This is a genomic window from Sciscionella marina DSM 45152 (assembly GCF_000379465.1).
Lineage (GTDB): Bacteria > Actinomycetota > Actinomycetes > Mycobacteriales > Pseudonocardiaceae > Sciscionella > Sciscionella marina.
In genome coordinates this window covers 312,299-336,889 of record NZ_KB905392.1, presented here as the reverse complement: position 1 = coordinate 336,889, position 24,591 = coordinate 312,299, and the positions used below count along the sequence as shown (strand labels likewise).

Here is a 24,591-nt window from a genome sequence, read left to right as displayed (position 1 = left end):
CTCACTCGCTCCTCGCCTTCTCCGCGGAGTCCAGCTCGGCGCGCAGTTTCTCCAGTTCGCCCCGAATGTAGTCGCGGGTGGCGACCTCGCCGACCGCGATACGCAGCGCGGCGAGCTCCCTGGCGAGATACTCGGTGTCCGCCTTGGTCTGTGCCGCGCGCGCCCGGTCCTCCTCGAGCGAGACGCGGTCCCGGTCGTCCTGGCGGTTCTGCGCGAGCAGGATCAGCGGGGCCGCATACGCCGCCTGGGTGGAGAAGGCGAGATTGAGCAGGATGAACGGATAGGGGTCCCAGCTCAGGCTGACCGCCGCGAGGTTGAGGACGATCCAGGTGACCACGATCAGCGTCTGCCAGAACAGGAATGTCCCGGTGCCGAGGAACCGGGCGAGTGTCTCGGACACCCGGCCGAACGCCTCGGGATCGACCGAGACCGTCAGCCTGCGCGGGGTGCGTGGCTGATCGATCTTGCGTCCGCGCAGTTCAGGCATCTTCGCCCGCCTCCGTTCGCTGTTCGGTGGGCGCGCTCTCGCGCCAGCCCTCGGGGAGCATGTGATCGAGCACGTCGTCGACCGTGACCGCGCCGAGCAGGTGCTCCTGAGAGTCCACCACCGGACCGCACACCAGGTTGTATGCCGCGAAGTACCGGGTGACCTCGGCGAGCGAGACGTGCGGGGACAGCCGGGCCAGGTCGGTGTCCAGGGTGCCGCCGACCAGATCCGAGGGTGGTTCGCGCAGCAGCTTCTGGAAGTGCACGCAGCCGAGATAACGCCCGGTCGGGGTGGCCGTCGGCGGACGGCAGACGAACACGATGCTGGCCAGGGCCGGGGTCAGGTCGGCATTGCGCACCCTGGCGAGTGCCTCGGCGATCGTGGAGTCCGGGGCGAGCACGATAGGGCTCGAGGTCATCAGCCCGCCCGCGGTGTCCGATGAGTACGCGAGCAGCCGCTTCACCGGAGCGGATTCGGTTGGTTCCATGAGTTCGAGGAACCGCTCCTTCTGCGTCTCGCTCAGTTCACCGAGCAGGTCCGCAGCGTCGTCCGGGTCCATCGCCTCGAGTACATCCGCGGCGCGTTCCTCTTCGAGGTGGTCCAGCAGATCCTTCTGGTCCTCGTCCGGGAGTTCCTCGATGACATCGGCGAGACGTTCGTCGTGCAGCGCATCGGCCACCTCGTAGCGCCGCTTGCCGGGCAATTCGCGCAACGTACTGGCCACATCGGCGGCCCGCATGGTCTCGAACAATGCGAGCAGTTCGCGCGCGCCCTGTTCACGCTGATTCAGCTCCAGCATGCCCAGCCCGCCTACCTCGCCGACCCGCACCACATGGGTCGGGCCTCTCCTGCCGAAGTGCCCGCGCCTGCCGCGCACCGCGAGCCGGGTGATCAACCAGTCCCGGGTGCGGGTGCGTTCCATGCCCGCGTCCACCACGGTCGCCGCGGTCCCGTCGGGGAGTTCCACCCGGGCGTCGAGCAGCTGCCCCACGACCAGTACCTCGTTGGGCCGCTTGTGGAACCGGCGCAGATTCACCGAACCGGTCGCGAGGGTGACCGCGTTGGGTTCGATCGCGGTCACCCGCAGCATCGGCACGAAGATGCGGCGCCGCGTCGCCATCTCCACGACAAGGCCGAGCACTCGGGGTTCACCGCCCCCGTAACGCAATCCCGCGACGAGCTCGCGTAGTTTGCCGAGCTGTTCCCCGTCCGGACCGAAGACGGGAAGGCCGACCAGTTGTGCGGCGAACACCTTGTCCACGGCGGTCATTCCCAGAGGCTAGCGGAGCTCGCTCGGCGATCGGCGCAGCAACGTGCGGCGGCCCGTGATCACGTCGGAACGGACCGGGTAGTGCGGTGAGCGGCGCGTGTCGCGCGCCGGGCGGCCGTGTTCACAGTGAATGACTCAGCGCGACTGATCGGCAAAGTTTCGGTTGCCGTGAAATAACGCACAGGTCACGGAAGAGGCTTGCGTCACCCGCTCGGCTCCGTGAGAGTGGAATTCATGGCCAAGCATCGTCTTGAGGACAAGCTCGCTCCCGAACCGGTTCAGGTCCCGGCTCCTGCGCCGGCTCCCGCGCCGATGCAGACGGCGCCGGTGCAGACCGCGCCCGCGCGGCACCGCAACCAGGAGCGCAGCGGGTTCTGGAACCTCCGCCGTAAGCAGGCCGACGACCTCTACGAACGCAGCTTCCGCTTCTGTACCCGGTGTGGCAACGAGGTTTACGTCCTCGCCGACGGATGCCGGCACTGCAACGACGCCCGCAGCCTCACTGCGGCGCCGGCGCTGTAATTCTCCGGTCACGCGACGTTCCGGTCGCGGTCCGATCCTGCCGCGTGTACGAACCCGAACCGTAGGTGTACGTGCCCTCGGTTCTCTCGATATCGGCGCGGGTAAATTGCTTTCCCTTCCCGGATAGCGTTTTCGGTATGGACGAAACCGACCAGGTTTTCGCCGATGTTCCCAGGGCAGGGACGTTCGAAGCCTGTGTGTTCGGCTGCTTTTCGGCGGCCGAGGTCGCGCTGTTGTCCGGTGATCCCGCGCTGATCCCGGACGAGCTGGTGTGGTCGATCTCTTCCGGCGGCACCGTGTGTGCCGGTGACCAGCAGCAGTTCAGCTTGCCGTACCGGCCTTGATGCCCCGGATACTGCGCAGGTTCGAGAGGAACCCGGACGGGATGTTCCTGATCGGCCTGGATTACGCCGAGTTCTCCGGTTGGCCCGCGGAAGAGCGTGCTGTAGTCGACCGATTCCTGCATGGCGTATTCGATCGCGCCGTGCTCGGCGGCGCCAACCCGGCCGAGGTACTCGAGCTCCTGTCCTGTCTCGCTCACCTCGACACGCTGTCTGTCGCCGCGGACACCGTGCTCTGTGCGCTCGCGCGGTATCTCGCCGAGGAGTTCACCGAGCGTGCGCGACCGGATCCGCTGTGGCCCGAAGCATTTCGGGACTGGCTCTACTCCGACGCGCTGTACGAGCGGATCACCCGGATCGGATCGCGGGACACTTTGATCGCCATCGCCGAGATGTGAGCGCCGCACCGGAGATCCCGCGTCTCTGATTCTTGTATCGAACGGTTCGGCGCTATTCTTGAGCAATTAACAATTGACATTTTCGCGCCGCTCAACGGACCCTTCTTTCGTCTGTCCGGCACCCTCCATTCGACAGTTACCGTGGGAAAAACGGGCGATTACTGTGCAGAACCAGTTGATCGCAATGCCGTTCTGATGATGCATGGAAGGACAATTTCGTGAAAAGATTCAGGCAGTTCACCATGGCCTCGGTTGCCGCGCTGACGTTGACCGCCTTCGGCTCGCTCGCACATGCCGCCACCTCGAACACCGATGAACCACGGATCGTGGGCGGAACCACCGCGCCATCGGTTTCCTGGGGTGCGCAGGTGTATGTCAACACGCCCGACCGGCCGTTCAACGGGTTCAACTGCTCGGGTTCGATCATCGCCGCGGATTGGGTGCTCACCGCGCATCACTGCCTCGACGAGGACGGCAGTGGAATGCATGTCAAAGTGGGCAGCAACGACCTCGGCCAGGGGACCGAGGCAAAAGTGGACAAGAAAGAAGTATCGCCGAACGGTGATATCGCCCTCCTGCACCTGACGACGAGTGTGAACACCGAATACATCAAACTCGGTGACAAAGACCCGGCCGAGGGCAGCACGAACCAGCTCTACGGCTGGGGACGGGAAACCCCGACCGGTCCGCCCGCCGCCAAACTCAAGACCGCCGAAGTCAAGGTCAGCGGATCCGGCGCGGACAACGACGGCGGCCAGGCGATCCAGAGCGTCGGCGTCAACGGCGCCGCCTGGAAGGGCGATTCCGGCGGCCCGGAACTCGACAACGGTGTCCAGGTCGGAGTGGCCTCCACGGTGACCAACCAGGACGGCACCAACAAGCAGGGCACCAACAACTACGGCAGCGTCGCCGCCAGCCGCGACTGGATCAAGCAGACCGCAGGCGCCTGATCCGCTTGGTGTGTCAGCACCAAGGTGCGGGTGTGCCCGGCCACTTCCGAGAGAGTGGCCGGGCACACCCGTTTTCAGTCCCTCGGCTGTGGGAAGATATCGCATGACCACTGGAAATCCGCACTCTCAGTCGGTAATCCCGCGTGTTTTCGTTCGCGAACCGGCAGGATTCGTCACGTTTCTTCGGGACATTTTCGGCGCTCAGGGAGAATTTCATGATGGCCGCCCTGCCGACGTGGTGATCGGTGACTCGGTCATCATGGTTTCGGGGATCGAAGAACGCGGCGAGTTTCCGGCCTTTCTCTACATATACGTCGAGAACGCGGACGCGGCATTTCATCGCGCACTCGATGCGGGCGCTGAATCCCTGGAGGAACCCGCGGACATGTTCTACGGGGACCGCCGCGCGATGATCCGTGATCCGTTCGGCAACATCCTCCAAATAGCCCACCGCGTGGTCTGAGTACCGGGACGAAGCTGCGCACGAGCGTGCCGGAAATTCTTATCGCGCTCCCGACGGGCGGTCCATACGCCGTCTATTTGCAGGCGCGCGATAGGGACGCCCGAGTCCAGGGCGTCACCGACGATGTCACAGGGCGCGGTCGTGCGCGGTTCATCGACAGCCTCGACTATCGGTACAGCGCGGACTCGATCGAACGGTTTCCTCCCCGGTTCTGATCGCAATGCCCCGTGTAGCGCGATCCTTTACATCAATTGACCGTGCTCGTGCTGTACGTCTCGGATGCTTTGGGGCGTGCTCGGCGCGGTTCGGCGACTGCTCGAGAGCGCCAAGAAAGCGCGTTGTTCGTGGACGGGTGAGCTGACGCAATACGAGTGGGTCTTCCAGCACAGCGGTGACCAGACCCGTCTTCGCATGTTCTGCCTCGATGACCGCCCGTACTTCAAGGATCAAACATCAACCCCCCACCTGACCCCGTTCCGCAAGGCACGGCAACCGAAACGAACACTGGAAGAAGCTATCGCTCGGGATATCTCGGATGTCTTCGAAAGGCACGGAGCTGAGGGGTACCGGACTGAATGGCGTCACTACGCTTGTCGGTGAGACCTGGGTAACAGCAGCTGACCACGCGCTGGCGTCCCCAAGGTGACATATGCCTCATACGAGGCAGGACGCTCGGCGCCTCGTGATGTCATCTCGTTCGCTCGCCGAATCGAGCTGATCAGCCGCGTTCCGGCCGCGTGGCTGCTCGGTGTCGATCAGCCTCCCACTCCGGGTGACGGGGGTGAGCTTGATACCGGGTGGAATACTGCTCGGTAACAAACGAGGTGAATGTGGAGGACGCAGCATGGCTCGCCTTGCCCAGACCACGGGATTGACCGATGTTCAGCAGGAGATTCTGAGCACGGTGCGGGATTTCGTGAACAAGGAGATCATTCCGCATGCGCAGGCGCTGGAGCATGGGGACACGTATCCGGCGGACATCGTGGCCGGGATGAAGGAGATGGGCCTTTTCGGCCTGATGATCCCGGAGGAGTACGGGGGTCTTGGTGAGTCGCTGCTGACCTATGCGCTGGTGGTGGAGGAGATCGCGCGTGGCTGGATGAGCGTGTCGGGGGTGATCAACACGCATTTCATCGTGGCCTACATGCTGCGTCAACACGGCACGGATGCGCAGAAGCAGCATTATCTGCCGAAGATGGCCGAGGGGGAGATCCGTGGATCGTTCTCGATGTCGGAGCCGGATCTCGGTTCGGATGTGGCCGCGATCAAGACCCGCGCGAAGCGGGAGGGCGACGAGTATGTGATCGACGGTTCGAAGATGTGGCTGACCAACGGTGGCAGCTCGAACCTGATCGCGTTGTTGGCCAAGACCGATGAGGGCGCGCAGAAGGCGCACCAGAACCTGACGGCGTTCCTGATCGACAAGCCCGAAGGCTTCGGCGAGGTGGCTGCGGGGCTGCGGATCCCGGGCAAGATCGACAAGATGGGCTACAAGGGCGTGGACACCACCGAGGCGGTGTTCGAGGGCTTCAAGGTCGGCGCGGACAAGGTGCTCGGCGAGGCTCCGGGCAAGGGGTTCGCGTACATGATGGACGGCATCGAGGTCGGCCGGGTGAACGTGGCCGCGCGGGCGTGCGGGATCGCGATCCGCGCGTTCGAGCTCGCGGTGGAGTACGCGCAACAGCGCACCACCTTCGGCAAGAAGATCGCCGATCATCAGGCGATCTCGTTCAAGCTCGCGGAGATGGCCACCAAGGTGGAATCGGCGCACCTGATGATGACCAACGCCGCGAAGCTCAAGGATTCCGGGGAGCGCAACGACGTGGCCGCGGGAATGGCGAAACTGGTGGCCTCCGAGTACTGCGCCGAGGTCACCCAGGAATCGTTCCGTATCCACGGCGGCTACGGCTACTCCAAGGAATACGAGATCGAGCGCCTCATGCGCGAGGCGCCGTTCCTGCTCATCGGCGAAGGAACGAGCGAGATCCAGAAGACCATCATCAGCCGCGGTCTGCTGCGCGACTACAAGATCTGAGTCGCGGATCTAGCCCCGTACGGCGGCGACGAGCGCGTGCAGCACGGCCGTGACGCGCTCGCTCGCCGCCGGATCGGTGAGCAATCCGTCCGCGCCGACCGACTCGTGCGCGATCGGCACCTGTGCGCAGGCCTGTTCGACGATCACGGATCCGGCGTAGCCGAGCACCTCGCGCAGGGCGGCATGTGCCTTCTCGGCACCGCGTTCTGCGGCGTTGATCCAGGCGAGTGGTTTGCCGTTCAGCGAGCCGGGGGAGTCGTCCGCGATGGTCCAGTCGATGAGGTTCTTGAAGGAACCGGGAAGTCCGCCGGCGTATTCGGGAACGGCGAGCAGTACCGCGTCCACGGCGTGGATGCGGGCGCGCAGTTCGGCGACCGATTCGGGGAGCGGATCCGTGTCCTCGTCCGGATCGAACTGGGGGAATGCGGCACCGGTGTAGTGGTGGGTGGTGATTCCCGGTCCGGCATTCGCGGCGGCGGTGCGCAGGGCGGCGGTATTGGTGGACCGCTCGCGGAGGCTTCCGGAGATCAGCAGTAGTTCGGTTGTGCTCATGGCTCGTCCAACCTTGCCAGCATCCGGGATGATCCGTAAAGGGTCACCCGCAGGAGCCGCCCGATTCGCGGAGTTCCCGGCCGCCTTGGCAAGATGGGAGCAGAACCGGAGGTGATCGTGGTGACGGGTCCATTCCAAGGTCAGGGGCAGCAGCCGCGCAACATGCCGCGCCTGCCGACTCCACCGACCGGCTGGCCGATCGGGTCGTACGAGACCTACGAGGAGGCGCAGCGAGCCGTCGATTATCTCGCGGACTCCGAGTTCGCCGTGCAGGATGTGACGATCGTCGGGGTCGACCTGATGAGCGTGGAACGCGTGGTGGCGAGGCTGACCTGGGGCAAGATCCTGGCCAATGGGGCGCTTTCCGGGGCCTGGTTCGGCCTGTTCGTCGGGCTGCTGCTGTCGTTTTTCATCTCACGGGGCAATCCGCTGTGGCCGATCCTGCTCGGCCTCGGATTCGGGCTGGTGTTCGGCATCGGGTTCGCCGCGGTGGCCTACGGCTCGAGCCGGGGCAACCGTGATTTCGCCTCGACCTCGCAGTTGGTCGCCGGGCGGTACGACGTGCTGTGCGAGCCGCGCAATGCCGAGAAGGGGCGGGAATTGCTCGCCAAACTGCAGTTGCGCGGCCCGAACACGAACCCTGGTGGCTCAGCTCTGTGAAATGAGCAGGAATACCCCGGTGACCCAGCCGAGGGCCGCGGCGAGTGCCCAGAAACGGAAGTTCGCAAGTGCGCGCAGCATGACAACGTCCTTTCGATGGTGCGGGAAGATAATCGCCTCGATCAGGGACGCGCCGGAATCCGGCACGCCCCTACAACCATCGATTTCGTCGCAGAATCCGGTAAAGGAAGAAGCAGACGACGAGGATGATGAGCAATGTCAGCGGGTAGCCGAATTTCCAGTGCAGTTCCGGCATGACGTCGAAGTTCATCCCGTAGATACCGGCGAACATCGTCGGAATGGCGATGATCGCGGCCCACGCGGTGATCTTGCGCATATCGGTGTTCTGCTGCAACGAGATTTTCGCCGTCGTCGTATCGAGCAGTGAGGAAAGCAATTCGTTGAATCCGGTCACTTGCTCGGCGACTTTGGTCAGGTGGTCGTCGACGTCCCGGAAATACGAACGGACCTCGTCGTGCACGACACGCGAATATCCCTCGGCGAGCCGGCGAAGCGGGGCGGCGAGCGGCAGCACCGCGCGGCGCATCTCGAGCACCTCGCGCTTCATCAGGTAGATGGATTCCGAACCCATCACGGTGCGCGGCGCGAAAACCCGGGTCTCGAGTTCGTCGATGTCGTCCTCGACCGCTTCGGCCACGGCGAGGTAGGAGTCCACGACGTGGTCGGCGATCGCGTGCAGCACCGCGGAGGGGCCGTAGGCCAGCTGCTCCGGGTCGTTCTCCAGCGCCCGGCGGATCTTGGCCAGGCTGGAGTGGTTGCCGTGCCGGACGGTGACGATGAACTCCTTGCCGAGGAAGGCCATGATCTCGCCGGTGTCCACGATCTCGTTGGCGGTGTGCGGCGACTCGTGCTCCACGAACCGCAGCGTCTTGAACACCATGAACAGCATGTCGTCATAGCGCTCGAGCTTCGGGCGCTGGTGCGCGTGCACCGCGTCCTCGACGGCCAGCTCGTGCAGACCGAAGGTCTCGGCGACACCCTGGATCTGTTCGTCGTCCGGCTCGTGCAGGCCGATCCAGGTGAAGCCCTCGCCGCGGCGCGCGACCTCTTCCACGGCCTCGGTGTGCGTGTAGTGCCCGGGCAGCCGCTTCCCGTCGACGTACACGGCACAGTCGACGACATAGGCCGAGGTCGGTGGTGGTGCGGTGACCTCGGTGAGGCCTGCCTTGCGGGTGGCACGGCCACGGAGACCACCGAGTGGACGGATGGCGGGCATGGGACACCTCCGGACTTCGCGGGGCTGGGCTTGGCGAACTGGCGTGCCGCGACCCCGACCGACTGCGCTCGGTTCGTCAGCGAAGACCGAGCTCGATGGGGACGCGGGTGGTACTGGGACCGCTCGCACTATCGCTTGGACTCATCCGCGTCCTCACCTCCTTCGGGTGTCCTCTCACACAGACAGTTGTCGAGAATACTCTTGCTCCGGCCACACTGGGTACCCGGTGCTGGTTCCGTGCGGGCGAGCGGGGAGCGTGCGGCGCGAGGAGCCGGGCAACACAGGTAGGTTGAGCATTCCCACGAGTGCGCCGACATAGTCAGGAGAGGTCGTGCAGTTCGGACGCTTTTATGAGGAATTCGAAGTCGGTGCCGTCTACAAGCACTGGCCGGGCAAGACAGTCACCGAGTATGACGACCACCTGTTCTGCCTGATCACCATGAACCACCATCCGCTGCACATGGACGCGAACTACGCCGAGCAGACCACCGACTTCGGCCGCAACGTTGTGGTCGGCAACTACATCTACTCGCTGCTGCTCGGCATGTCGGTGCCGGACGTCTCCGGGAAGGCGATCGCGAACCTCGAGGTCGAATCGCTGCGGCACATCAAGCCGACCTTCCACGGGGACACCATCTACGGCGAGACCGAGGTGCTGGACAAGACTCCCTCGAAGTCCAAGGACGACCGGGGAGTCGTGGCGGTCGAGACGCGCGGTTACAACCAGGACGGCACCGTGGTGTGCGTGTTCCGCCGCAAGGTGATGGTGCCCAAGCGTTCCTATGGAGAGGCGCGCGGTGGCGAGCAGCCGGGTCGCCCGGAGCCGAAGCTGGACGGCAAATGACCGAACTCGCCGCACTGCAGGGCAAACTGCGGGAGTTCGCCGACAGCGGCGAGGTGGCCGCCTCGCCGCTGTACGCCCATCTCGCGGCGCAAGCCGCCGAGGACACCGAGATCGCCGGGCTGCTCACGGCGACCGAACCGGAGGACGCGGTCCCGACGCTGTTGCTCGCGGCCGCGCACCGGCTGGTGATCGCCGAACCGATCAGTGACCTCGCCGAGTACTACCCCTCGGTGGGCGGCACCCACGGGGTGGACGATCAGGTCTGGGGAACGTTCCGCTCGTTCGTGCTCGATCGCGCCGATCGGATGCGCGAGCTGATCGGCACCCGGGTGGTACAGACCAACGAGGTGCGCAGGGCGGCGGCCGTCTATCCCGCGGTTGCCCTTGCCGCGCGCGAAGCGGGTGGGCCGATCGGCCTGCTCGAGGTCGGCTGCAGCGCGGGCGTGCTGCTGGGGATGGACGCCTACGGGTACCGCTACACGCTCGGGCAGTCGGATCAGCTCACTGGTGGACCGGTCCGCTCGCCCCTGGTGCTCACCGCGGACCTGGCCCTCGGTACCGGCGCGGGCAAACCGAAGGTGCCCAAGAAGCTGCACCTGTCCGCCAAGGTAGGGCTGGACCGGCATCCGGTGGATGTGGCCGATGAGGACGAGCTCGCTTGGCTCGAGGCCTGCATCTGGGCCGATCAGCCGGAGCGGCTGCGCCGGTTCGGGCTGGCCGCCTCGCTGGTGCGGGCCAAACCGCCGGAGCTGGTGACCGGGGACGCGGTCGAGGGGCTCGAGGAGGCCGCGGAGCGGGTTCCCGAGCATCTGCCCCTGGTGGTGCTCAGTTCGCACGTGCTCGCCTACCTGGACGATGAGCGCCGGGCCGCCTTCTCCGCGCGGATCGCCGAGCTCGGTACCCGGCGGCAGCTCTGGTGGGTGAGTAAGGAAGCGAACGACGCGGGCCTCGACGCGGTGTTCGGGGAGCGCGCGCGGCTGGATCACAGAAGGCCGGAGAACTGTGCGGTCGGCCTGGCCCGGTACCCGGGTAACCCGAACGGCCGAGTGGATGTGGAAGTGCTCGCGACCGCCACCTCGCACGGCGACTCGCTCACCTGGCTGGTGTGACCCGCCACTGTCGCAGCGCCTCGGCCAGGCCGGTGGTGAGTTCGCCCGCCTCGTCGAGCGCGTCGAACTCGGCGCAGGTCACGAAACCGAGCTCGGCCGCGTCGTCCCCGGCGCGCGGTCGGCCACCGGTGACGGCCGCGGTGTAGTCGAAGATCGCGTACCGCCCCCTGGTCACCGTGCCGCACAGGGGACCGACCTCGACCTCGAGACCGGTCTCCTCGGCGATTTCCCTGCGCACCGCGGCTGAATCGGTCTCGCCGGCCTCCACCCGGCCACCGGGCAACGACCACCGTCCGCGTTCGGGCTCGTGACCTCGCCGAATGAGCAGAAGCCTGCCCAGTTCATCATGGATGACGGCCCCGACACACCGGATCGGGTCACGCACGGTAACTCCCCTGAGGTCGGTCCCACCCGTCCGGTGGCTGTCGCCGGAGGGCCGGGCACGGTACAACGGTGTTTGGTTCGTGTTGGCTTTCCACTCTATGTGGTGGGCCAGTATGATTGCCGCGAATTCGCAGAGCAGACAGGGCAGGTGCCATGAACGTCAAGAAGATAGTGATCATCGCGGCGATCGCGTTGGTTGCCTTCTTTCTGATCACCCAGCCGACCTCGTCGGCCAACGTGGTCAAGAACATTCTCGGTGGTCTCGGCGACGGCGCGGAAGCCGTCGTCAGCTTCGCCAAGAACCTCGTCGCGTAGAGGGAGGTCGCAGCGCACCGTGTCCGCGTTGACACCACGGGACGCAGACGATTACCTGCTCGCGAGCGAGCGACGGGTGATCCGGGTACGTCGGCACTGGGCGTGCCTGGCATGGGAGGTGTTCGAGACGGCGGCGCTGGTCGCCGTCGCGGTGATGCTCTCGTACATTGTCGATCCGGAATGGACGATCGTGCAGAACATCCTCTGGTACGGTGCGCTGCTGGTCATTCTCCGATTCGCCTACCAGGTCGTCGACTGGTGGGTGGAACAGATCATCGTCACCGATAAACGGGTCATGCTCACGACCGGGGTGTTCACCACCCAAGTGGCGATGATGCCCATCGGCAAGGTCACCGACCTCACCTACGAACGGAGCGCGAACGGGCGTGCCTTCGGCTACGGCACGCTCGTCGTGGAGTCCGCGGGACAGATCCAGGCGCTGAACCGGATCGAGTTCCTTCCCCGCCCGGAAGAGGTCTACGACGCCATCTCCGAGCTGGTCTTCGGCGACAAGAAGGAGCAGGAGGAGCGCTTCTCGATGCGCAAGGCCGAGCAGATGGCACGCAAACGGCGGCTGCTGGACGGCAACAAGCGCTGACCGTGCGGACCACCACCCCAGGAGCTTCTCGATCAACGTCGCGGCCGGCTTCGCGATAAGCTCCCTCGTCGTGCGCATCGACCTGCATACTCACTCCCATCGCTCGGACGGCACCGACAGCCCCACGGAACTGCTCGAGAACGCCGTCGCCGCAGGTCTGGACGTGCTTGCGCTCACCGATCACGACACCACCGCAGGCTGGCCGGAAGCGACCGCCGCGGTACCGGCCGGGCTGCGCGTGGTTCCGGGCGCGGAGTTCTCCTGCGAGTCCGAGACCGGCAGGGGCGGCACCTGCACCGTGCACCTGCTCGGCTACCTTTTCGATGCCGAAGCCCCCGCCATCGTGGCCGAGCAGGGGCGGCTGCGGGCGCAGCGGCGTGCGCGGGTGGACCGGATGGCCCGGCTGATGCGTGCGGACGGGTACCCGGTCGATCCGGACGCGCTGATGGCCGAACTGCCGCCGGACGCGCCCGCCGGACGACCGCATCTGGCGAGGGCGCTGATCGGGGTAGGCGTGGTCGCCACCGTGGACGAGGCCTTCCGGTTGTTCCTGCACAGCAGGGGGCGCTACCACGTCGCCAAGCGGGACACCCCGGTGCGCGAGGCGATCGCGATGGTGCACGCGGCCGGCGGGGTGTGCGTGCTGGCGCACCCGTTCGCGGTCACGAGGGGGCCGACGGTCACCCGCGAGGTCGTCGCCGCGCTCGCCGAGGCCGGGCTGGACGGCGTCGAGGTGGACCATCCGGACCACGCCGAGCCGGAACGCGCGGAGTTGCGTGCGCTCGCCGGTGAACACGGACTGTTGATGACCGGCTCGAGCGACTACCACGGGGAGAACAAGGTCAACCGGCTCGGCCAGGAGACCACGAGCCCCGAGATTTTCCAGCGGGTGCTGGCCATGGGCACCGGTGCGAAGGTGATCGAGCGATGACGTTCTTCGACGCGACGCTGTTCGCCCATTCGCTGATCACGCTGCTGGTGATCATGGACGCGCCGGGCAACATCCCGGTGTTCCTCGCGCTCGTCGGGCGCAAACCGCGGGAGGTGCGCAACCGGGCGGCGCGGCAGGGCGTACTGGTCTCGTTCGGGGTGATCGCCGGGTTCGCCATCGCGGGCGGCTGGATCCTCGACTACCTCGGCATCGGCATCGCCGCGCTGCAGGGCGCGGGTGGCCTGCTGCTGCTCATCGTGGCGCTGGATCTGCTCATGGACCGGGAATCCGCGCAGCCCAAGCAGGTCGAGGATGTGAACATCGCGCTGGTCCCGCTCGGTATCCCGTTGCTTGCCGGTCCGGGGGCCATCGCGACGACGATCGTGTTCGCCAGGCAGGCGGAGGGCAACTTCGGCAGCTATGTGGCGATCGGGGCGGCCATCATCGTGGCGCACCTCGCGCTCTACCTCGTGCTGCGGTTCTCCGGCGCGCTGATCCGGGTGCTGCGCGAGGGCGGGATCGTGCTGCTGGCCAAGATCGCCGGTCTGCTGGTCGCGGCGATCGCGGTGAACCTGATCGCGACCGCGGTTCGCGGGTTCATCGCCGGTGGGTAGCGTTGGGGATGTGGCGCAACAGCAGCTTGGTTTCGAGAGCATGCCGACCCGGTTGATCAAGGTGACCCCGGCGCGGCTGGCCACCTGGACCGACTGCCCGCGTCGCTACCGGATGACCTATCTGGACCGGCCGACGCCGCCACGGGGCGGTGCCTGGGCGCACAGCACCCTCGGCGCGAGCGTGCACAATGCCTTGCGCGCGTTCTTCGACCTTCCCCCCGAGCGGCGCACCCCGGAGGAGGCGACCGCCCTGGTGCGTGGTTGCTGGAAATCCGAGGGCTTCGCCGGTCCCGAGCAGTCGGCCGAGTACCGCGAACGGGCACAGGGCTGGGTCGCCGACTACGTGGAGGGGCTCGATCCCGGACTGGAACCGGTGGGGCTGGAGCGCTGGGTGGCCGCCCCGGTGGGCACGATCATCGCTGAGGGTCGGGTGGACCGGATCGACGAACGCGACGGCGAACTCGTGATCGTGGACTACAAGACCGGAAGGCACGGGCTCAGCACCGATGAGGTGCGCTCCTCCCAGGCTCTGGCGATGTACGCGACCGCGGCGCGGCGCACCCTGCGCCGGGAATGTCACACGGTGGAACTGCACCATCTGCCGACCGGCGAGGTCTGGCAGTGGGAGCACAGTGAGGCCACGCTCGAACGGCATGTGCGGCGCGCCGAGGAGACCGCGGCTGATCTGCAGCTGGCGAAGGATACTCTCGATGCGGGCGGTGATCCGGAGATCCTGTTCGAGGCACGGCCGGGAAGGCGCTGTGCCTGGTGCGATTTCCGGCGCAGCTGCCCGGAGGGCCAGCAGGCCTCGGCCGAACTCGAACCGTGGGCGCTGCTCGGCTGATGAGTACCACTCGATCGATCAGTGCCGAAGGGAGCCAGGTGACCGAGGAGTACCCGGTGCGGCCCGCGCGGGCGAATCCGCCGGGCATCGCGGGCCGGATTCTCGCGTGGTTCTCGGGTGCCGCGGCCGCGGCACTGGTGCTGCTCGCGCTCGTGCTGCTGGGTGCCGTCGTGGTCACCGCCCTGGACGACCGGCCGGGCCCGCTCGCCGGGACCGTGGTCGTGCACGTGCTCGCCGCGCTGGTGACTGTGGTGCTGCAGCGGTTCGCCGACCGTTATCCGGGGCGGGTGCGGGTGCTCTGTTCCTGGGCGGTGCTGGTGATCTTCGTGGTCGTGCTCGCGCTCTACTGGTGGTTCTAGGGCCGGGTCAGGACTGCCGGGTGCGGTAGCGCTCGGTGCCGAACAGTGAATAGCACACCCAGCCCGCGCACGCGGCGAGGATCCCGCCGATGGTGTTCGTGTAGAAGTCGTTGCTCTCGCAAACCCCGATCCCGGAGGCCGCCTGGAAGAGTTCGATGCCGCCGGAGAGCACCGCGCAGCAGAGCATCACCACGATGGGGCGCCGGGCGGCGATGGTGCCGAAGAAGGCGAACGGCATGAGCATCGCGAAGTTGAGCTTGTTCTCCGTGCTGGACAGGGAGAACTGACTGTCGACGCAGGAGGCGAACGGATTGCCGCTGGTCTCCGGGGTGGAGAACACCCCGGGCCGGGCGAGGGTGACCGCGAGGGCGAGCGCGAGCCCGCACGCGGAAAGCGCGGCCGCGATCCTGGACCAGCCGAGCCGGCCCGCGAGGAACCAGGCGAGCACGCCGATCACCAGTGAGCCGAGCACGGTGGCGGCGAACACACCGGGCTGGCTGAACATCTCCTCGGCGGCGCCGAGTTCGGCCTCACCACGCATTCGATTCCCCTTCCCGGTTTCACTGCTAGCGACGCGCGTTCGCACGAACGGGTTGCCTCGCGGCGGTGGGACGTAGTTCACGCTTCCGTGCGCTGCCGTGCCGTTCACGTGCACCTATGCTCGGCGCCATGTTCACCCAATCTCCCGTGATCCTTGGCCCCATGGCCGGAGGAGTGAGCACCCCGGAGCTCGTCGCCGCGGTGAGCGAGGCAGGTGGGTTCGCCTTTCTGCCTTCCGGTTATCTCAGCGCGACGGAGTTCGCCACGCAATGGGCGCGCACGCATGAACTGACCGATGCACCGTTCGGTGCGAACCTGTTCGTCCCGGGAGCGCAGAGAGCCCAGGGAGTGCGGGAGTACGCGGAGCGGCTCGTTCCGGACGCATTGGAGTACGGCATCGCGCTCGGCGAGGCGCGCTTCGAGGACGACGAGTACGCGGCGAAGCTCGAGCTGCTCATCGCCCAGCGCGCGCCGGTCGTGTCGTTCACCTTCGGGTTGCCCACCGATGGCGATGTGCGCAGGCTGCATGCGGCGGGCAGTACCGTCGTGGCCACGGTGACCACGCAGGGGGAGGCGGCCGCGGCAGCCAAGATCGGCGTGGATGTCCTTGTCGCGCAAGGGATCGAGGCAGGCGGGCACCGGGGCGGATTCGATCCGGGGCAGACCACGGGAACGGGCTTGCTCGCGCTGATCGGTGCGATCACGACGGCCCTGGAGCTGCCGGTGATCGCCGCGGGCGGGATCATGCGCCCGGCCGATGTGTCCGCGGTGCGCACGGCGGGCGCGGTCGCGGCGCAGTGCGGCACCGCGTTCCTGCGCTGCCCCGAGGCGGGCACCAAGCAGACCCACCGGAACGCACTGGCCAAAGGCAACCGGGAGACCACGGTGACCAAGGCGTTCACCGGGAGGGCGGCGCGGGCGCTGAGCAACACGTTCATCGCCAAACACGACCGGTACGCCCCGACCGCCTATCCGCAGGTGCACCACCTCACCAAGCCGCTGCGCACGGCCGCCGCGGAGGCAGACGATCCGGAGCGCCTGCATCTGTGGGCGGGCCAGGGCTATCGGCTCGGCAAGGAGGAACCGGCCGCCGAGGTGCTGCGCTATCTGACTCCCGAGCAGTAAGGGCAGCACCCCGGTCGCCCCGGACCGCTTGATCAGGCGTTCGGGGTGACCGACTCGGTGTCCTGCCCCTTGCTCATTTTGGAGTGCCGGTAGCCGTAGAGGCCGTAGACGATCATGCCGATGACGAACCAGATGGCGAAGCGCAGCCAGGTGGCCGGTTGGAGGAAGGTGACCAGCCAGAGGGAGAAGATGACGCCGATCAGCGGGACGATGGGCATTCCGGGGCAGCGGAAGCCGCGTTCGAGTTCGGGGCGTTTGTAGCGCAGGACGATGACCGCGAGGCAGACCACGACGAAGGCGAGCAGGATGCCGATATTGGTGAGTTCTGCGGCTTCGCCGATGGGCAGTACTCCGGCCAGTATGGCGGCGACGCCTCCGATGATCCAGGTGAACCGGCTGGGGACGCCGCGTTTGGAGGTTTTGCCGAACCAGGAGGGGAGCAGTCCGTCACGGCTCATCGAGTAGCCGATTCGGGTGGCGCCGAGCATGAAGGTGAACAGCACGGTGAGTACGCCGATGATGGCGCCGATCGCGATCACCGCGCCGAGGAGGGGCAGTCCTACGGAGGCGAAGGCCGAGGACAGTGCGGAGTCGGGGTCGATTTTGGTGTAGGTGATCATGCCGGTCAGGACCAGGCAGATGAGGACGTAGAGGACCATGGAGATGGCCAGGGACAGCACGATCGCTTTGGGTAGGTGTTTCTGTGAGTCCTTGGATTCCTCGGCCGCGGTGGACATGGAGTCGTAGCCGAAGACGGCGAAGAAGGTCAGTGCGGCTCCGGAGAAGGCGCCGGTGACTCCGAATGGGAAGAACGGGGTGTAGTTGCCGGCCTTGATGTGCCCGATGCCGGCGATGATGACCACGAGGACGATGCCGACTTTGAGGAATACCAGGGTGGTCTCGAACCGGGCGGCGTTTTTCATGCCCTGGTTGAGTACGAAGGCGATCAGCAGGCACAGCAGGACGGCGATGAGGTTGACCTTGTAGGAGCCGGGTTCCACCCCGGCGGGTTCGGTGCCGGGTGCTCCGGTCATCCACAGTGGTAGGTGGATGTCCAGGAAGCTGAGTAGGTCGTTGAAATACCCGGAGATGGAGATCGCGACGACCGAGACCACGGCGGTGTATTCCAGCAGCAGGTCCCAGCCGATCAGCCAGCCGACGACCTCGCCGAGTACCGCGTAACCGTAGGTGTAGGCCGAGCCTGCTTTGGGGATCAGCCCGGCGAACTCGGCGTAGGAGAAGGCCGCGGCGGCCGAGGCGATTCCGGCGATCAGAAACGAGATGAGTACCGCGGGCCCGGCCTTCTCGTTGGCCACGGTCCCGGCGAGGGTGAACACTCCCGCGCCGATGATCCCGCCGATCCCGATCGCGGTCAGCTGCCAGAGCCCGAGCGTGCGCTTGAGCCCGGGCCCGGCCTCCGGTTCGATGGCGCCGATCGGCTTACGCCGGAATATGCCGGAACTGCTCACGACCCCGGAACGAGTGACCACGCTGTTACTCCTTGCACTGACTGGTGACTACGGTTCGCAAGACAGTACGGCAGGGTGTTCCAGATGGACACTGTTCCAGGGGACGACGATCCGCGATATCTGTTGTCCGATGAGACAAGGACTAGCGGGTGAGAACGATCTTGCCCGCGGTCTCCCCGTCCAGCATCGACTGCATGGCCGTGCGCGCCTCGCTCATCGGCGTCTCGGTGCCGATCGCCGGGCGGATCCCGGTCAGCGCGCAGAACGAGAGCAGCGAGCCGAGCTCGTCCCTGGTGCCCATGGTGGAACCGATCACGCGCAGCTGGAGGAAGAAGATGCGCTGCAGCTCGGCCGCGGTGGCGTCCCCGCTCGTCGCACCGGAGATCACCAGCGCGCCGCCCGGTTTGAGGGACTTCAGCGAATGCGACCAGGTCGCCTTGCCCACGGTCTCGAAGACGCCGTCGACCCGCTCGGGCAGCCGTGCTCCCGACTCGAAGGTGGCGTCCGCGCCGAGGCCTTCGGCGATCGCGCGCTTGTCCGCGCTGCGGCCGGTGACCCAGACCCGCAGGCCCGCGGCCTTGCCGAGGGCGATCAGCGCGGTGGACACCCCGCCGGAGGCGCCCTGGACGAGCATCGTCTGGCCGGGGCGCAGACCCGACTTCACGAACAGCATCCGGTAGGCGGTCAGCCAGGCGGTGCCCATGCAGGCGGCCTCCGCGAAGCTGAGTTCGGCGGGCTTGGGCAGCACATTGCGCTCCGGAACGATGACCGAATCGGCGAAAGTACCCTGGTGCTTCTCGGTGAGCAGGGTGCGCTTCGGATCGAGGGTCTCGTCGGCGACCCAGCCGGGGGAGGGCACCACCGAGTGCAGCACCACCTCGGTGCCGTCCTCCAGGACGCCCGCCCCGTCACAGCCCAGGATCATCGGGAACTGGTCCTCTTTGATCCCCACCCCACGCAGGGTCCAGAGGTCGTGCATGTTGAGGCTCGCGGCCTTCACGTCGACCTTGACCCAGCCCTCCGGGGCCACCGGTTTCGGTCGCTCACCGATCTCCAGTGCGGCGAGCGGGTCTTCTTTGTTCGGTTTGGCTGCATATACGGCGAACATAGGGGTCACTCTTACATACCTGGGCGGGCTTGGGCACCACCCGCGTACGATGCGAAGCGTGTTCGAGTGGTGGAACCAGTTCGCGCTGTGGCTGACCGGGCTGCAGTTCTGGATGCAGTTCGCCCTCGTGATGATCGTGCTGGTACCCGTGTGCGCCGTCGTCGCGTTCGCCGCCGACCGGGTCGCGGGCTGGCTCGGCAGGCTTATTCATCGGAGGGACTCGTGAATTCCTCACGCGGGCGGGTCGCCTTCGCCCTCATCGCGCTCGCGGTGATCGTCGTACTCGGTTGGTGGGTCGGCCTTGGCAAATGAACTGAGTCACGCGGACTCCGAACGCGAAGCGGTGCGTCCCGGTGAGATCGCGCACCAGCTGCGCGCGCCGGGCTCCAAGCAGCAGGCCCTCGCCGGGATTGCCGAAGCGCTCGCCTTCCCGTCCTGGTTCGGGGGCAACCTCGACGCGCTCTTCGACTGCCTCATCGACCTGTCCTGGCTGCCCGAGGGGCAGCACGTGCTCGTGTGGACCGGCACCCGCGCGCTCGCCGAGGCCGATCCCGGTGCCTACGCGGCGATCCGGGACACCCTCGTGGACGCGCTCACGCAGCGCCCGCTGTTGCGCGTGGTGCTCGTGGATTAGCGACGGCGCCAAGAGAATGTGAGGTGAGTCATGACCTGCTCACACGCGAGCCGTGGAGAGCGGCCAGCCCGGGGGTCCGTTGCGCGCGAGTATCGCGCCCGGTAGTAGCGGTTCCGATAACTGGTGGCGCGGAATTCGGTCAGGGCGATGAATTCCGGATTCTGCCCGAAGAACGAATCGAAATTTCGCCGAGTAGCTGAACAATGAACGGGATCATCCAAGGCTCATCCGAATTCAGATGGCGCGAGGTTGCGTTGCCGGACGAATCCATCATGGTTTCTCGTGTACAGACACGCGAGCAGCAGCCGTTCGAGCACGTCGAGATCGGCCAGGAACGTTTCCGATGGCTCCGGGTTGTAGATCCGATACGGGATCCGCGGTTTCTCGCCCTCCACCGATGGATCGGGCCATACCGGGCGCGCAGGGTCGGACCACCGTGAGCCGGTCCTCGCGATCGGCTCGATAGGAGCGAGGCAGGTCTCCGGGAGTTCGGCGAAGATCGGTGCGGTGATCGGCGCCAGGTGACGGGGAAATGCGGCGAGCAGAGCCGGATCTCCCCGTGCATCAGGAGCGTCGTTCACATCGGAAGGCGCCGACTACTGGCCGGGCACCCAGGAGGGCTTGCGCTTCTCGGCGAACGCGTGGATCCCTTCCTGGCCCTCCTCGCTGGCGAAGTGCTTGGCGGAGAGCTCGAGCAGCCGGGGGAAGTCGTCGGCCGGGTTGGTGGCCCGTTCACCGCGCAGCAGGCGCTTCGTCGCGGCGAGTGCGTTCGGTGCGGCGAGGGTCAGGGATTCGGTGAACCTGCTCACCTCGGCGTCGAGTTCGCCCGCTGCGACGGCGGAGTTGATCAGCCCGATCTCGGCGGCCCGTGCCGCGCTGAACGGCGCGCCGGTGAGCAGCAGTTCGTGCGCGGGCCGGGGGAGGAGCCGGGGAAGCACGGTGGCGGAGATGAGCGCCGGCACGACGCCGATGCGCACCTCGCTGAAGGCGAAGTTGACCTCATCGGCGGCGACGACGATGTCCGCGGCGGCGATCATGCCGACCCCGCCCGCCCGCGCCGGGCCGGCCAGCCGCACCACGACCGGGGTCTCGGAGGTCCACAGCTGGTCGAGGATGGCCGGGAATTCGTTGACGCCCTGGTCCTCGGCGCCTGCCCCGCCCGCCTCTTTGAGGTCCATGCCGGAACAGAAGACCGGTCCCTCGTGGGTGAGCACGATCACCCGCACGGCCTCGTCCTGCTGTGCGCCGCTCAGCGCTGCGCGCAGTTCCCCGCGCAGCTGCCTGGACAGGGCGTTGCGGTTGTGCTGCGAGTCCAGCGTGATCGTCGCGATGCCGTCCGAGACCGTGTAGTGCACAAGCTCCGTCATGCCGCGAGCGTATCGCGCGCCGTCGCGGCAAGGTAGCGGTCGAGCACGACGGCGGCGACCGAGGGATGCACCCCGAGTGGATCGGCGACCGGTGCCCCGCAGGAACGCGCTTGCCCGGCGATGCGGTCCGGCAGCAGGCCGGGGGCAAGGAACCAGGAGGCCACCACGATGCGCCGGGTACCCGCCGCACGCAGGGTTTCCACGGCCTCGGGCAGTTTCGGGGCGCCCGCCGAGGCGAACGCGGCGACCGTGGGCAGCCGGTCCGACCAGCGCCGCGCGGTCGCCCGGACCAGATCGTTGGCCTGTTCGAAGGAGGAACCGGCCGCGGCGAGCACGATCCCGTCGGTTTCCCCGGCACCGGTACGCTCGAGCCGTTGCCAGGCAACGGTTTCCAGCCGCCGGTCGGGTCCGAGCACAGGTGCGGTGCTGACTTCGAGCGGTGCCTCGGCGGCGATCCGGGGAACGTCGACGGTGGCGTGGTAGGCCTCACCGAGCAGCAGCGGCACCACCACGGCGCGCCGGTGTCCCTCGGCGTGCAGCTGCTCGAGCACCTCGGGCAAGCGTGGCTCGGACAGTTCGAGGAAGGCCACCCGCACATCCAGCCACGGTGCCCGGGCCCGCACGGTGTCCACGAGTGTGGTGATCGTGGCGGCCGAGCGAGGATCGCGGCTGCCGTGCGCGACGGCGATCAGCGGCGCGTTCATTGCGGTGCTCCGGACAGGCCCCGTGCGCGCAGCACCGAGCGCTCCGCGGGCCGGAAGGCGAGCAGTTCGATACCGATGCCCACGATGAGGATCAGCGCGATCGCCGCGATCACGGTCGGCATATCGGAGAACGAGCGGCCGTCGTCGAGGTAGGCGCCGAGCCCCTTGCCCAGCTGCGGGGAGCGGGCGATGATCTCGGCGGCCATCAGGGAACGCCAGGAAAAGGCCCAGCCCTGTTTGAGCCCGGCGAGATAGCCGGGAAGGGCGGCGGGCAACAGGATGTGGCGCGCCGCGGCCATTCGGCCCGCGCCGAGTGCCTTGCCGACCCTGGGCAGGATCGGTGGTATCTGGTCGATCCCGGAGACGAGCCCGTTGGCGATCGAGGGCACCGAACCGAGCAGCACGACGACGTAGATGGCGGTCGGGGTGACGCCGAACCACAAGATGGCCGCGGGCACCCAGGCGACCGAGGGCAGGCTCTGCAGTCCGGTCAGCAGTGGGCCGATCGCCCGGCGCACCACGTTCACCTTCGCCACGAGCAGGCCGAGCGGGGTCGCGATGACCACGCCGATCAGGAAACCGAGCACCGCGCGGTGCAACGAGGTCCACAGGATCGCGAACACCTCGCCGGTGTGCAGCCGCGCCCACAGCTCGTCCCACACCGTGAGCGGGGCGGGCAGCTGGTACTCCGGCCAGAAGGCCAGCGCCCACAGCAGCTGCCAGATCGCGATGATCCCGACGAGCGCCACGAGTGGGGGCACGACGACGCGCAGGAACTTCCGGGTCCGCGCGGCCGCGTTCGCCTGCTGTCGCACCGGAGTGTCCAGTGCGTCGAGGCCCGCCTCGAATTCACCGACCGTGTCAGGAGGTTGCGTGGGCACTGATCACCTCGCGCAATGCGCCGTTGATCTCGTCGACGAGTTCCGGTTCACTGTCCGGGTCCGTGTCCGCGGTGTGCCAGTCCCGGACGACCTTGCCCGGCCGGGAGGACAGCAACACCACCCGCTGGCCGAGCCGCACCGCCTCGCGGACATCGTGGGTCACGAACAGCACCGAGGCACCGGTCTGCGCCCAGACCCGGATCAGCTCGGACTGCAGCACATCCCGGGTGATCGCGTCCAGCGCGGAGAACGGTTCGTCCATGAGCAACAGGACATCCTTGGCGGTTCCGGACTCCGCGCTGTCCACGGTGGAGGCCAGGGCGCGGGCGAGCGCGACCCGCTGGCGCATCCCGCCGGAGAGTTCGTGCGGGCGCTTGCGGCCGAGCCCGCCGAGGCGCACCAGTTCGAGCAGCTGCTCGACGCGCTGTTTGCGTTGCCCGCGCGGGATTCCGGCGAGTTTGAGCGGCAGTTCCACATTGCGCGCCGCGGTGAGCCAGGGCAGCAGTGCGGATTCCTGGAACATCACCGCGGGCCGCCCGGTGGCGAGCTCGATGCGCCCGTCACTCGGCCGGTCCAGCCCGGCGACGAGGTTGAGCAGGGTGGTCTTCCCACAGCCGGAAGCACCGAGCAGGCACACGAATTCGCCCGGAGCAACATCGAGGTCAACCTGGTCGAGCGCGTGCACCTCGGCGCTGAACGACTTCGAGACCCGCTCGATGCGCACGGCGTTCGTCCGGATCGGATCGGTCAGCTCGTCCATGATCGCGGTCATCGTCTCGCCCTCACTTCTTGTCGAGCCCAGCTGAGCTGATGGTCGGTTGGTGTACCTGCGCGCGGACCTCGTTGAGCGCCCGCAGATCGGCCATTCCGGAGACCTCGGGGGAACGCGCGGTGATTCCCGCGGTCTGCTGGTCGCGGGCCAGTGCGGGGAACCGGGAACAGAGCGGATCGGCGGACACTGTGATGTCCGCCCATGCTCGGTCGATCACCTTGCCGGACAAGGATTTCCCGGTCAGCTTCTTCAGTTGCGCGTTGACCTCGGCCTTGGCGCCCGCCGGATCCCGTTCGGCATAGTCGATCGCGTCGAGTTCGCCGCGCAGCAGGGCGCGCACGGTTTCCGGATGCGCGTGCAGGAATTCGGTGCGCACTACGAGCACCGTGGTGGGGAACTGTCCACCGGGCCACAGCGAGCTCTCGTCGAGCAGCACTTTCGCCCCGGCGTCGAGCACCAGACGCGAGCTCCACGGCTCCGGTAACCAGGCCGCCTGTACCTCGCCGGAGCGGAAGGCGTTGAGCGTCTGGGAGTTCTGCATGCTGGTGATGTTGACCTTGCCGGTCAGTCCCTTGGTCGCGAGCCATTTCTTCGCCGAGACGTCCTGGGTGTTGCCGACCTGCGGGGTGGCGATCGTCTTGCCGCGCAACTGATCCGGGGTGCGGATCTCGGGGCGCACCACCAGCTGCGCTCCCCGGCTCGTGGCGCCCGCGATCATCCGCACCGCGCTGCCCTCGGACTTGCTGAACGCGTTGATGGCCGGCCCGGAACCGATGAACCCGGCGTCCAGCGAACCACCGAGCAGCGCGCCGACCTCGTCTGGTCCGGCGTTGAACTGGACCGGGGTGAGCTTGGTCTTGCCGAGCCGGTTCGTGAACAGGTCCTTGCCGGTGCCGATCAGCGCGGCGGCGTGGGTGACGTTCGGGAAATAGCCGAGCCGCAGCTCCGCGGCGGGGCCCTGGTCGGGTACCCGCTCGGCCTCATCGGTGCGCTGGATGCGGGTGCACCCGGCGGCGATCAGCAACAGGAGGGCCGCGGCCAGTAGCGCGGACGGACGGGCTCGGCGCCGGTTCACGGT

General features: G+C 67.1%; 32 protein-coding genes. 18 read left to right on the top strand and 14 right to left on the bottom strand.

Going from position 1 to position 24,591, the window contains the following annotated elements:
- Position 1 precedes the first annotated feature (1 nt).
- Together A37U_RS0118520 and A37U_RS44230 are read right to left on the bottom strand one after the other, a co-directional pair.
- Entirely contained in the window at positions 2-487 is a 486-nt protein-coding gene (locus A37U_RS0118520) for a DUF1003 domain-containing protein (protein WP_020498160.1), read from the bottom strand.
- Positions 480-1,757 carry a magnesium transporter MgtE N-terminal domain-containing protein gene (locus A37U_RS44230; RefSeq protein WP_020498159.1) on the bottom strand — a complete coding sequence of 426 codons (1,278 nt, stop codon included), beginning with the start codon at positions 1,755-1,757 and terminating at the stop codon, positions 480-482. The genes A37U_RS0118520 and A37U_RS44230 overlap by 8 nt, the downstream gene beginning before the upstream one ends.
- 234 nt (positions 1,758-1,991) lie before the next feature.
- Here A37U_RS44230 and A37U_RS0118510 point away from each other — a divergent pair, with 234 nt between their 5' ends.
- From A37U_RS0118510 to A37U_RS0118480, 6 genes are all read left to right on the top strand, one after another.
- Positions 1,992-2,279 carry a hypothetical protein gene (locus tag A37U_RS0118510; protein WP_157182886.1) on the top strand — a complete coding sequence of 96 codons (288 nt, stop codon included), beginning with the start codon at positions 1,992-1,994 and terminating at the stop codon, positions 2,277-2,279.
- A 137-nt stretch (positions 2,280-2,416) separates the two neighbouring features.
- A complete protein-coding gene (locus A37U_RS0118505; RefSeq protein WP_020498157.1) occupies positions 2,417-2,623 on the top strand; it encodes a hypothetical protein in 207 nt (68 codons plus the stop codon).
- Positions 2,623-3,018 carry a hypothetical protein gene (locus A37U_RS0118500; RefSeq protein ID WP_020498156.1) on the top strand — a complete coding sequence of 132 codons (396 nt, stop codon included), beginning with the start codon at positions 2,623-2,625 and terminating at the stop codon, positions 3,016-3,018. Before A37U_RS0118505 ends, A37U_RS0118500 begins: the two co-directional genes overlap by 1 nt.
- 218 nt (positions 3,019-3,236) lie before the next feature.
- A complete protein-coding gene (locus tag A37U_RS0118495) occupies positions 3,237-3,968 on the top strand; it encodes a S1 family peptidase (protein WP_420806240.1) in 732 nt (243 codons plus the stop codon).
- A gap of 103 nt (positions 3,969-4,071) precedes the next feature.
- A complete protein-coding gene (locus A37U_RS51625) occupies positions 4,072-4,431 on the top strand; it encodes a VOC family protein (RefSeq protein WP_040587985.1) in 360 nt (119 codons plus the stop codon).
- 844 nt (positions 4,432-5,275) lie between these two features.
- Complete coding sequence (locus A37U_RS0118480) at positions 5,276-6,466, top strand: acyl-CoA dehydrogenase family protein (RefSeq protein WP_020498152.1); 1,191 nt, start codon at positions 5,276-5,278, stop codon at positions 6,464-6,466.
- Positions 6,467-6,475: 9 nt separating this feature from the next.
- Here the strand turns inward: A37U_RS0118480 and A37U_RS0118475 are convergent, their stop codons facing one another.
- Positions 6,476-7,018 (bottom strand): NADPH-dependent FMN reductase, encoded by a 543-nt coding sequence (locus A37U_RS0118475; protein WP_020498151.1) that lies wholly within the window; start codon positions 7,016-7,018, stop codon positions 6,476-6,478.
- A gap of 93 nt (positions 7,019-7,111) precedes the next feature.
- On the opposite strand from A37U_RS0118475, the gene A37U_RS0118470 reads away from it, so the two are divergent.
- The gene (locus A37U_RS0118470; RefSeq protein WP_020498150.1) at positions 7,112-7,678 is read left to right on the top strand and encodes a YflT domain-containing protein; all 567 of its coding nucleotides are present in this window, start codon (positions 7,112-7,114) and stop codon (positions 7,676-7,678) included.
- 151 nt (positions 7,679-7,829) lie between these two features.
- On the opposite strand, the gene corA is transcribed toward A37U_RS0118470, so the two are convergent.
- Entirely contained in the window at positions 7,830-8,915 is a 1,086-nt protein-coding gene (gene corA / locus A37U_RS0118460) for a magnesium/cobalt transporter CorA (RefSeq protein ID WP_020498148.1), read from the bottom strand.
- A gap of 331 nt (positions 8,916-9,246) precedes the next feature.
- Here corA and A37U_RS0118455 point away from each other — a divergent pair, with 331 nt between their 5' ends.
- Positions 9,247-9,759, top strand: coding sequence for a MaoC family dehydratase (locus A37U_RS0118455; RefSeq protein ID WP_020498147.1), 513 nt, complete (start codon positions 9,247-9,249; stop codon positions 9,757-9,759).
- On the top strand, positions 9,756-10,868 hold the full coding sequence (locus A37U_RS0118450) for a DUF2332 domain-containing protein (RefSeq protein ID WP_020498146.1): 1,113 nt from the start codon (positions 9,756-9,758) through the stop codon (positions 10,866-10,868). The genes A37U_RS0118455 and A37U_RS0118450 overlap by 4 nt, the downstream gene beginning before the upstream one ends.
- Here the strand turns inward: A37U_RS0118450 and A37U_RS0118445 are convergent.
- Positions 10,852-11,253 (bottom strand): NUDIX hydrolase, encoded by a 402-nt coding sequence (locus tag A37U_RS0118445; protein ID WP_040587982.1) that lies wholly within the window; start codon positions 11,251-11,253, stop codon positions 10,852-10,854. The two genes, A37U_RS0118450 and A37U_RS0118445, sit on opposite strands and share 17 nt — an antisense overlap.
- A gap of 152 nt (positions 11,254-11,405) precedes the next feature.
- Between A37U_RS0118445 and A37U_RS52610 the strand changes: the two genes are divergently transcribed.
- The 6 genes from A37U_RS52610 to A37U_RS0118415 all read left to right on the top strand — a co-directional run bounded on the left by A37U_RS52610 (position 11,406) and on the right by A37U_RS0118415 (position 14,913).
- The gene (locus tag A37U_RS52610; RefSeq protein ID WP_020498144.1) at positions 11,406-11,567 is read left to right on the top strand and encodes a hypothetical protein; all 162 of its coding nucleotides are present in this window, start codon (positions 11,406-11,408) and stop codon (positions 11,565-11,567) included.
- A 19-nt stretch (positions 11,568-11,586) separates the two neighbouring features.
- Positions 11,587-12,165, top strand: coding sequence for a PH domain-containing protein (locus A37U_RS0118435; RefSeq protein WP_020498143.1), 579 nt, complete (start codon positions 11,587-11,589; stop codon positions 12,163-12,165).
- 70 nt (positions 12,166-12,235) lie between these two features.
- Entirely contained in the window at positions 12,236-13,096 is an 861-nt protein-coding gene (locus tag A37U_RS0118430) for a PHP domain-containing protein (RefSeq protein ID WP_020498142.1), read from the top strand.
- Positions 13,093-13,710, top strand: coding sequence for a MarC family protein (locus A37U_RS0118425; RefSeq protein WP_020498141.1), 618 nt, complete (start codon positions 13,093-13,095; stop codon positions 13,708-13,710). The genes A37U_RS0118430 and A37U_RS0118425 overlap by 4 nt, the downstream gene beginning before the upstream one ends.
- Positions 13,711-13,720: 10 nt before the next feature.
- Positions 13,721-14,554, top strand: coding sequence for a RecB family exonuclease (locus A37U_RS0118420; RefSeq protein ID WP_020498140.1), 834 nt, complete (start codon positions 13,721-13,723; stop codon positions 14,552-14,554).
- Positions 14,554-14,913, top strand: a complete 360-nt coding sequence (locus A37U_RS0118415; protein WP_020498139.1) for a hypothetical protein — start codon at positions 14,554-14,556, stop codon at positions 14,911-14,913. Before A37U_RS0118420 ends, A37U_RS0118415 begins: the two co-directional genes overlap by 1 nt.
- 7 nt (positions 14,914-14,920) lie before the next feature.
- On the opposite strand, the gene A37U_RS0118410 is transcribed toward A37U_RS0118415, so the two are convergent.
- On the bottom strand, positions 14,921-15,454 hold the full coding sequence (locus tag A37U_RS0118410) for a VanZ family protein (RefSeq protein ID WP_020498138.1): 534 nt from the start codon (positions 15,452-15,454) through the stop codon (positions 14,921-14,923).
- Positions 15,455-15,570: 116 nt separating this feature from the next.
- Here A37U_RS0118410 and A37U_RS0118405 point away from each other — a divergent pair, with 116 nt between their 5' ends.
- The gene (locus A37U_RS0118405; RefSeq protein ID WP_020498137.1) at positions 15,571-16,578 is read left to right on the top strand and encodes a nitronate monooxygenase; all 1,008 of its coding nucleotides are present in this window, start codon (positions 15,571-15,573) and stop codon (positions 16,576-16,578) included.
- Between the two features lie 32 nt (positions 16,579-16,610).
- On the opposite strand, the gene A37U_RS0118400 is transcribed toward A37U_RS0118405, so the two are convergent.
- Together A37U_RS0118400 and A37U_RS0118395 are read right to left on the bottom strand one after the other, a co-directional pair.
- Positions 16,611-18,068: an amino acid permease gene (locus A37U_RS0118400; protein WP_240437609.1), complete on the bottom strand. Its 1,458-nt coding sequence runs from the start codon at positions 18,066-18,068 to the stop codon at positions 16,611-16,613.
- Positions 18,069-18,189: 121 nt separating this feature from the next.
- Positions 18,190-19,155 carry a zinc-binding dehydrogenase gene (locus A37U_RS0118395; RefSeq protein WP_020498135.1) on the bottom strand — a complete coding sequence of 322 codons (966 nt, stop codon included), beginning with the start codon at positions 19,153-19,155 and terminating at the stop codon, positions 18,190-18,192.
- A 58-nt stretch (positions 19,156-19,213) separates the two neighbouring features.
- Between A37U_RS0118395 and A37U_RS51620 the strand changes: the two genes are divergently transcribed.
- Positions 19,214-19,381, top strand: coding sequence for a hypothetical protein (locus tag A37U_RS51620; RefSeq protein ID WP_020498134.1), 168 nt, complete (start codon positions 19,214-19,216; stop codon positions 19,379-19,381).
- Positions 19,382-19,513: 132 nt separating this feature from the next.
- Entirely contained in the window at positions 19,514-19,789 is a 276-nt protein-coding gene (locus tag A37U_RS44220; RefSeq protein WP_240437626.1) for a barstar family protein, read from the top strand.
- A 224-nt stretch (positions 19,790-20,013) separates the two neighbouring features.
- Here A37U_RS44220 and A37U_RS0118375 read toward each other — a convergent pair whose 3' ends face one another.
- Genes A37U_RS0118375 through A37U_RS0118350 form a run of 6 tightly spaced genes read right to left on the bottom strand, consistent with a single transcriptional unit; the run spans position 20,014 to position 24,588 of the window.
- Complete coding sequence (locus tag A37U_RS0118375) at positions 20,014-20,370, bottom strand: hypothetical protein (protein WP_020498131.1); 357 nt, start codon at positions 20,368-20,370, stop codon at positions 20,014-20,016.
- A gap of 15 nt (positions 20,371-20,385) precedes the next feature.
- The gene (locus tag A37U_RS0118370; RefSeq protein WP_020498130.1) at positions 20,386-21,156 is read right to left on the bottom strand and encodes an enoyl-CoA hydratase-related protein; all 771 of its coding nucleotides are present in this window, start codon (positions 21,154-21,156) and stop codon (positions 20,386-20,388) included.
- The gene (locus A37U_RS0118365) at positions 21,153-21,860 is read right to left on the bottom strand and encodes a sirohydrochlorin chelatase (RefSeq protein WP_020498129.1); all 708 of its coding nucleotides are present in this window, start codon (positions 21,858-21,860) and stop codon (positions 21,153-21,155) included. Before A37U_RS0118365 ends, A37U_RS0118370 begins: the two co-directional genes overlap by 4 nt.
- The gene (locus tag A37U_RS0118360) at positions 21,857-22,741 is read right to left on the bottom strand and encodes an ABC transporter permease (protein WP_020498128.1); all 885 of its coding nucleotides are present in this window, start codon (positions 22,739-22,741) and stop codon (positions 21,857-21,859) included. Before A37U_RS0118360 ends, A37U_RS0118365 begins: the two co-directional genes overlap by 4 nt.
- The gene (locus tag A37U_RS0118355) at positions 22,722-23,513 is read right to left on the bottom strand and encodes an ABC transporter ATP-binding protein (protein ID WP_020498127.1); all 792 of its coding nucleotides are present in this window, start codon (positions 23,511-23,513) and stop codon (positions 22,722-22,724) included. The genes A37U_RS0118360 and A37U_RS0118355 overlap by 20 nt, the downstream gene beginning before the upstream one ends.
- A 10-nt stretch (positions 23,514-23,523) precedes the next feature.
- Positions 23,524-24,588, bottom strand: a complete 1,065-nt coding sequence (locus tag A37U_RS0118350; protein ID WP_020498126.1) for an ABC transporter substrate-binding protein — start codon at positions 24,586-24,588, stop codon at positions 23,524-23,526.
- Between the last annotated feature and the right edge of the window lie 3 nt (positions 24,589-24,591).

Bases quoted from the DNA above. Each gene is read 5' to 3' on its own strand.
- A37U_RS0118520 (WP_020498160.1), bottom strand. From the start codon at position 487: ATGCCTGAACTGCGCGGACGCAAGATCGATCAGCCACGCACCCCGCGC.
- A37U_RS44230 (WP_020498159.1), bottom strand. From the start codon at position 1,757: ATGACCGCCGTGGACAAGGTGTTCGCCGCACAACTGGTCGGCCTTCCC.
- A37U_RS0118510 (WP_157182886.1), top strand. From the start codon at position 1,992: ATGGCCAAGCATCGTCTTGAGGACAAGCTCGCTCCCGAACCGGTTCAG.
- A37U_RS0118505 (WP_020498157.1), top strand. From the start codon at position 2,417: ATGGACGAAACCGACCAGGTTTTCGCCGATGTTCCCAGGGCAGGGACG.
- A37U_RS0118500 (WP_020498156.1), top strand. From the start codon at position 2,623: ATGCCCCGGATACTGCGCAGGTTCGAGAGGAACCCGGACGGGATGTTC.
- A37U_RS51625 (WP_040587985.1), top strand. From the start codon at position 4,072: ATGACCACTGGAAATCCGCACTCTCAGTCGGTAATCCCGCGTGTTTTC.
- A37U_RS0118480 (WP_020498152.1), top strand. From the start codon at position 5,276: ATGGCTCGCCTTGCCCAGACCACGGGATTGACCGATGTTCAGCAGGAG.
- A37U_RS0118475 (WP_020498151.1), bottom strand. From the start codon at position 7,018: ATGAGCACAACCGAACTACTGCTGATCTCCGGAAGCCTCCGCGAGCGG.
- A37U_RS0118470 (WP_020498150.1), top strand. From the start codon at position 7,112: ATGGGAGCAGAACCGGAGGTGATCGTGGTGACGGGTCCATTCCAAGGT.
- corA (WP_020498148.1), bottom strand. From the start codon at position 8,915: ATGCCCGCCATCCGTCCACTCGGTGGTCTCCGTGGCCGTGCCACCCGC.
- A37U_RS0118450 (WP_020498146.1), top strand. From the start codon at position 9,756: ATGACCGAACTCGCCGCACTGCAGGGCAAACTGCGGGAGTTCGCCGAC.
- A37U_RS52610 (WP_020498144.1), top strand. From the start codon at position 11,406: ATGAACGTCAAGAAGATAGTGATCATCGCGGCGATCGCGTTGGTTGCC.
- A37U_RS0118425 (WP_020498141.1), top strand. From the start codon at position 13,093: ATGACGTTCTTCGACGCGACGCTGTTCGCCCATTCGCTGATCACGCTG.
- A37U_RS0118415 (WP_020498139.1), top strand. From the start codon at position 14,554: ATGAGTACCACTCGATCGATCAGTGCCGAAGGGAGCCAGGTGACCGAG.
- A37U_RS0118410 (WP_020498138.1), bottom strand. From the start codon at position 15,454: ATGCGTGGTGAGGCCGAACTCGGCGCCGCCGAGGAGATGTTCAGCCAG.
- A37U_RS0118405 (WP_020498137.1), top strand. From the start codon at position 15,571: ATGCTCGGCGCCATGTTCACCCAATCTCCCGTGATCCTTGGCCCCATG.
- A37U_RS0118395 (WP_020498135.1), bottom strand. From the start codon at position 19,155: ATGTTCGCCGTATATGCAGCCAAACCGAACAAAGAAGACCCGCTCGCC.
- A37U_RS0118370 (WP_020498130.1), bottom strand. From the start codon at position 21,156: ATGACGGAGCTTGTGCACTACACGGTCTCGGACGGCATCGCGACGATC.
- A37U_RS0118365 (WP_020498129.1), bottom strand. From the start codon at position 21,860: ATGAACGCGCCGCTGATCGCCGTCGCGCACGGCAGCCGCGATCCTCGC.
- A37U_RS0118355 (WP_020498127.1), bottom strand. From the start codon at position 23,513: ATGACCGCGATCATGGACGAGCTGACCGATCCGATCCGGACGAACGCC.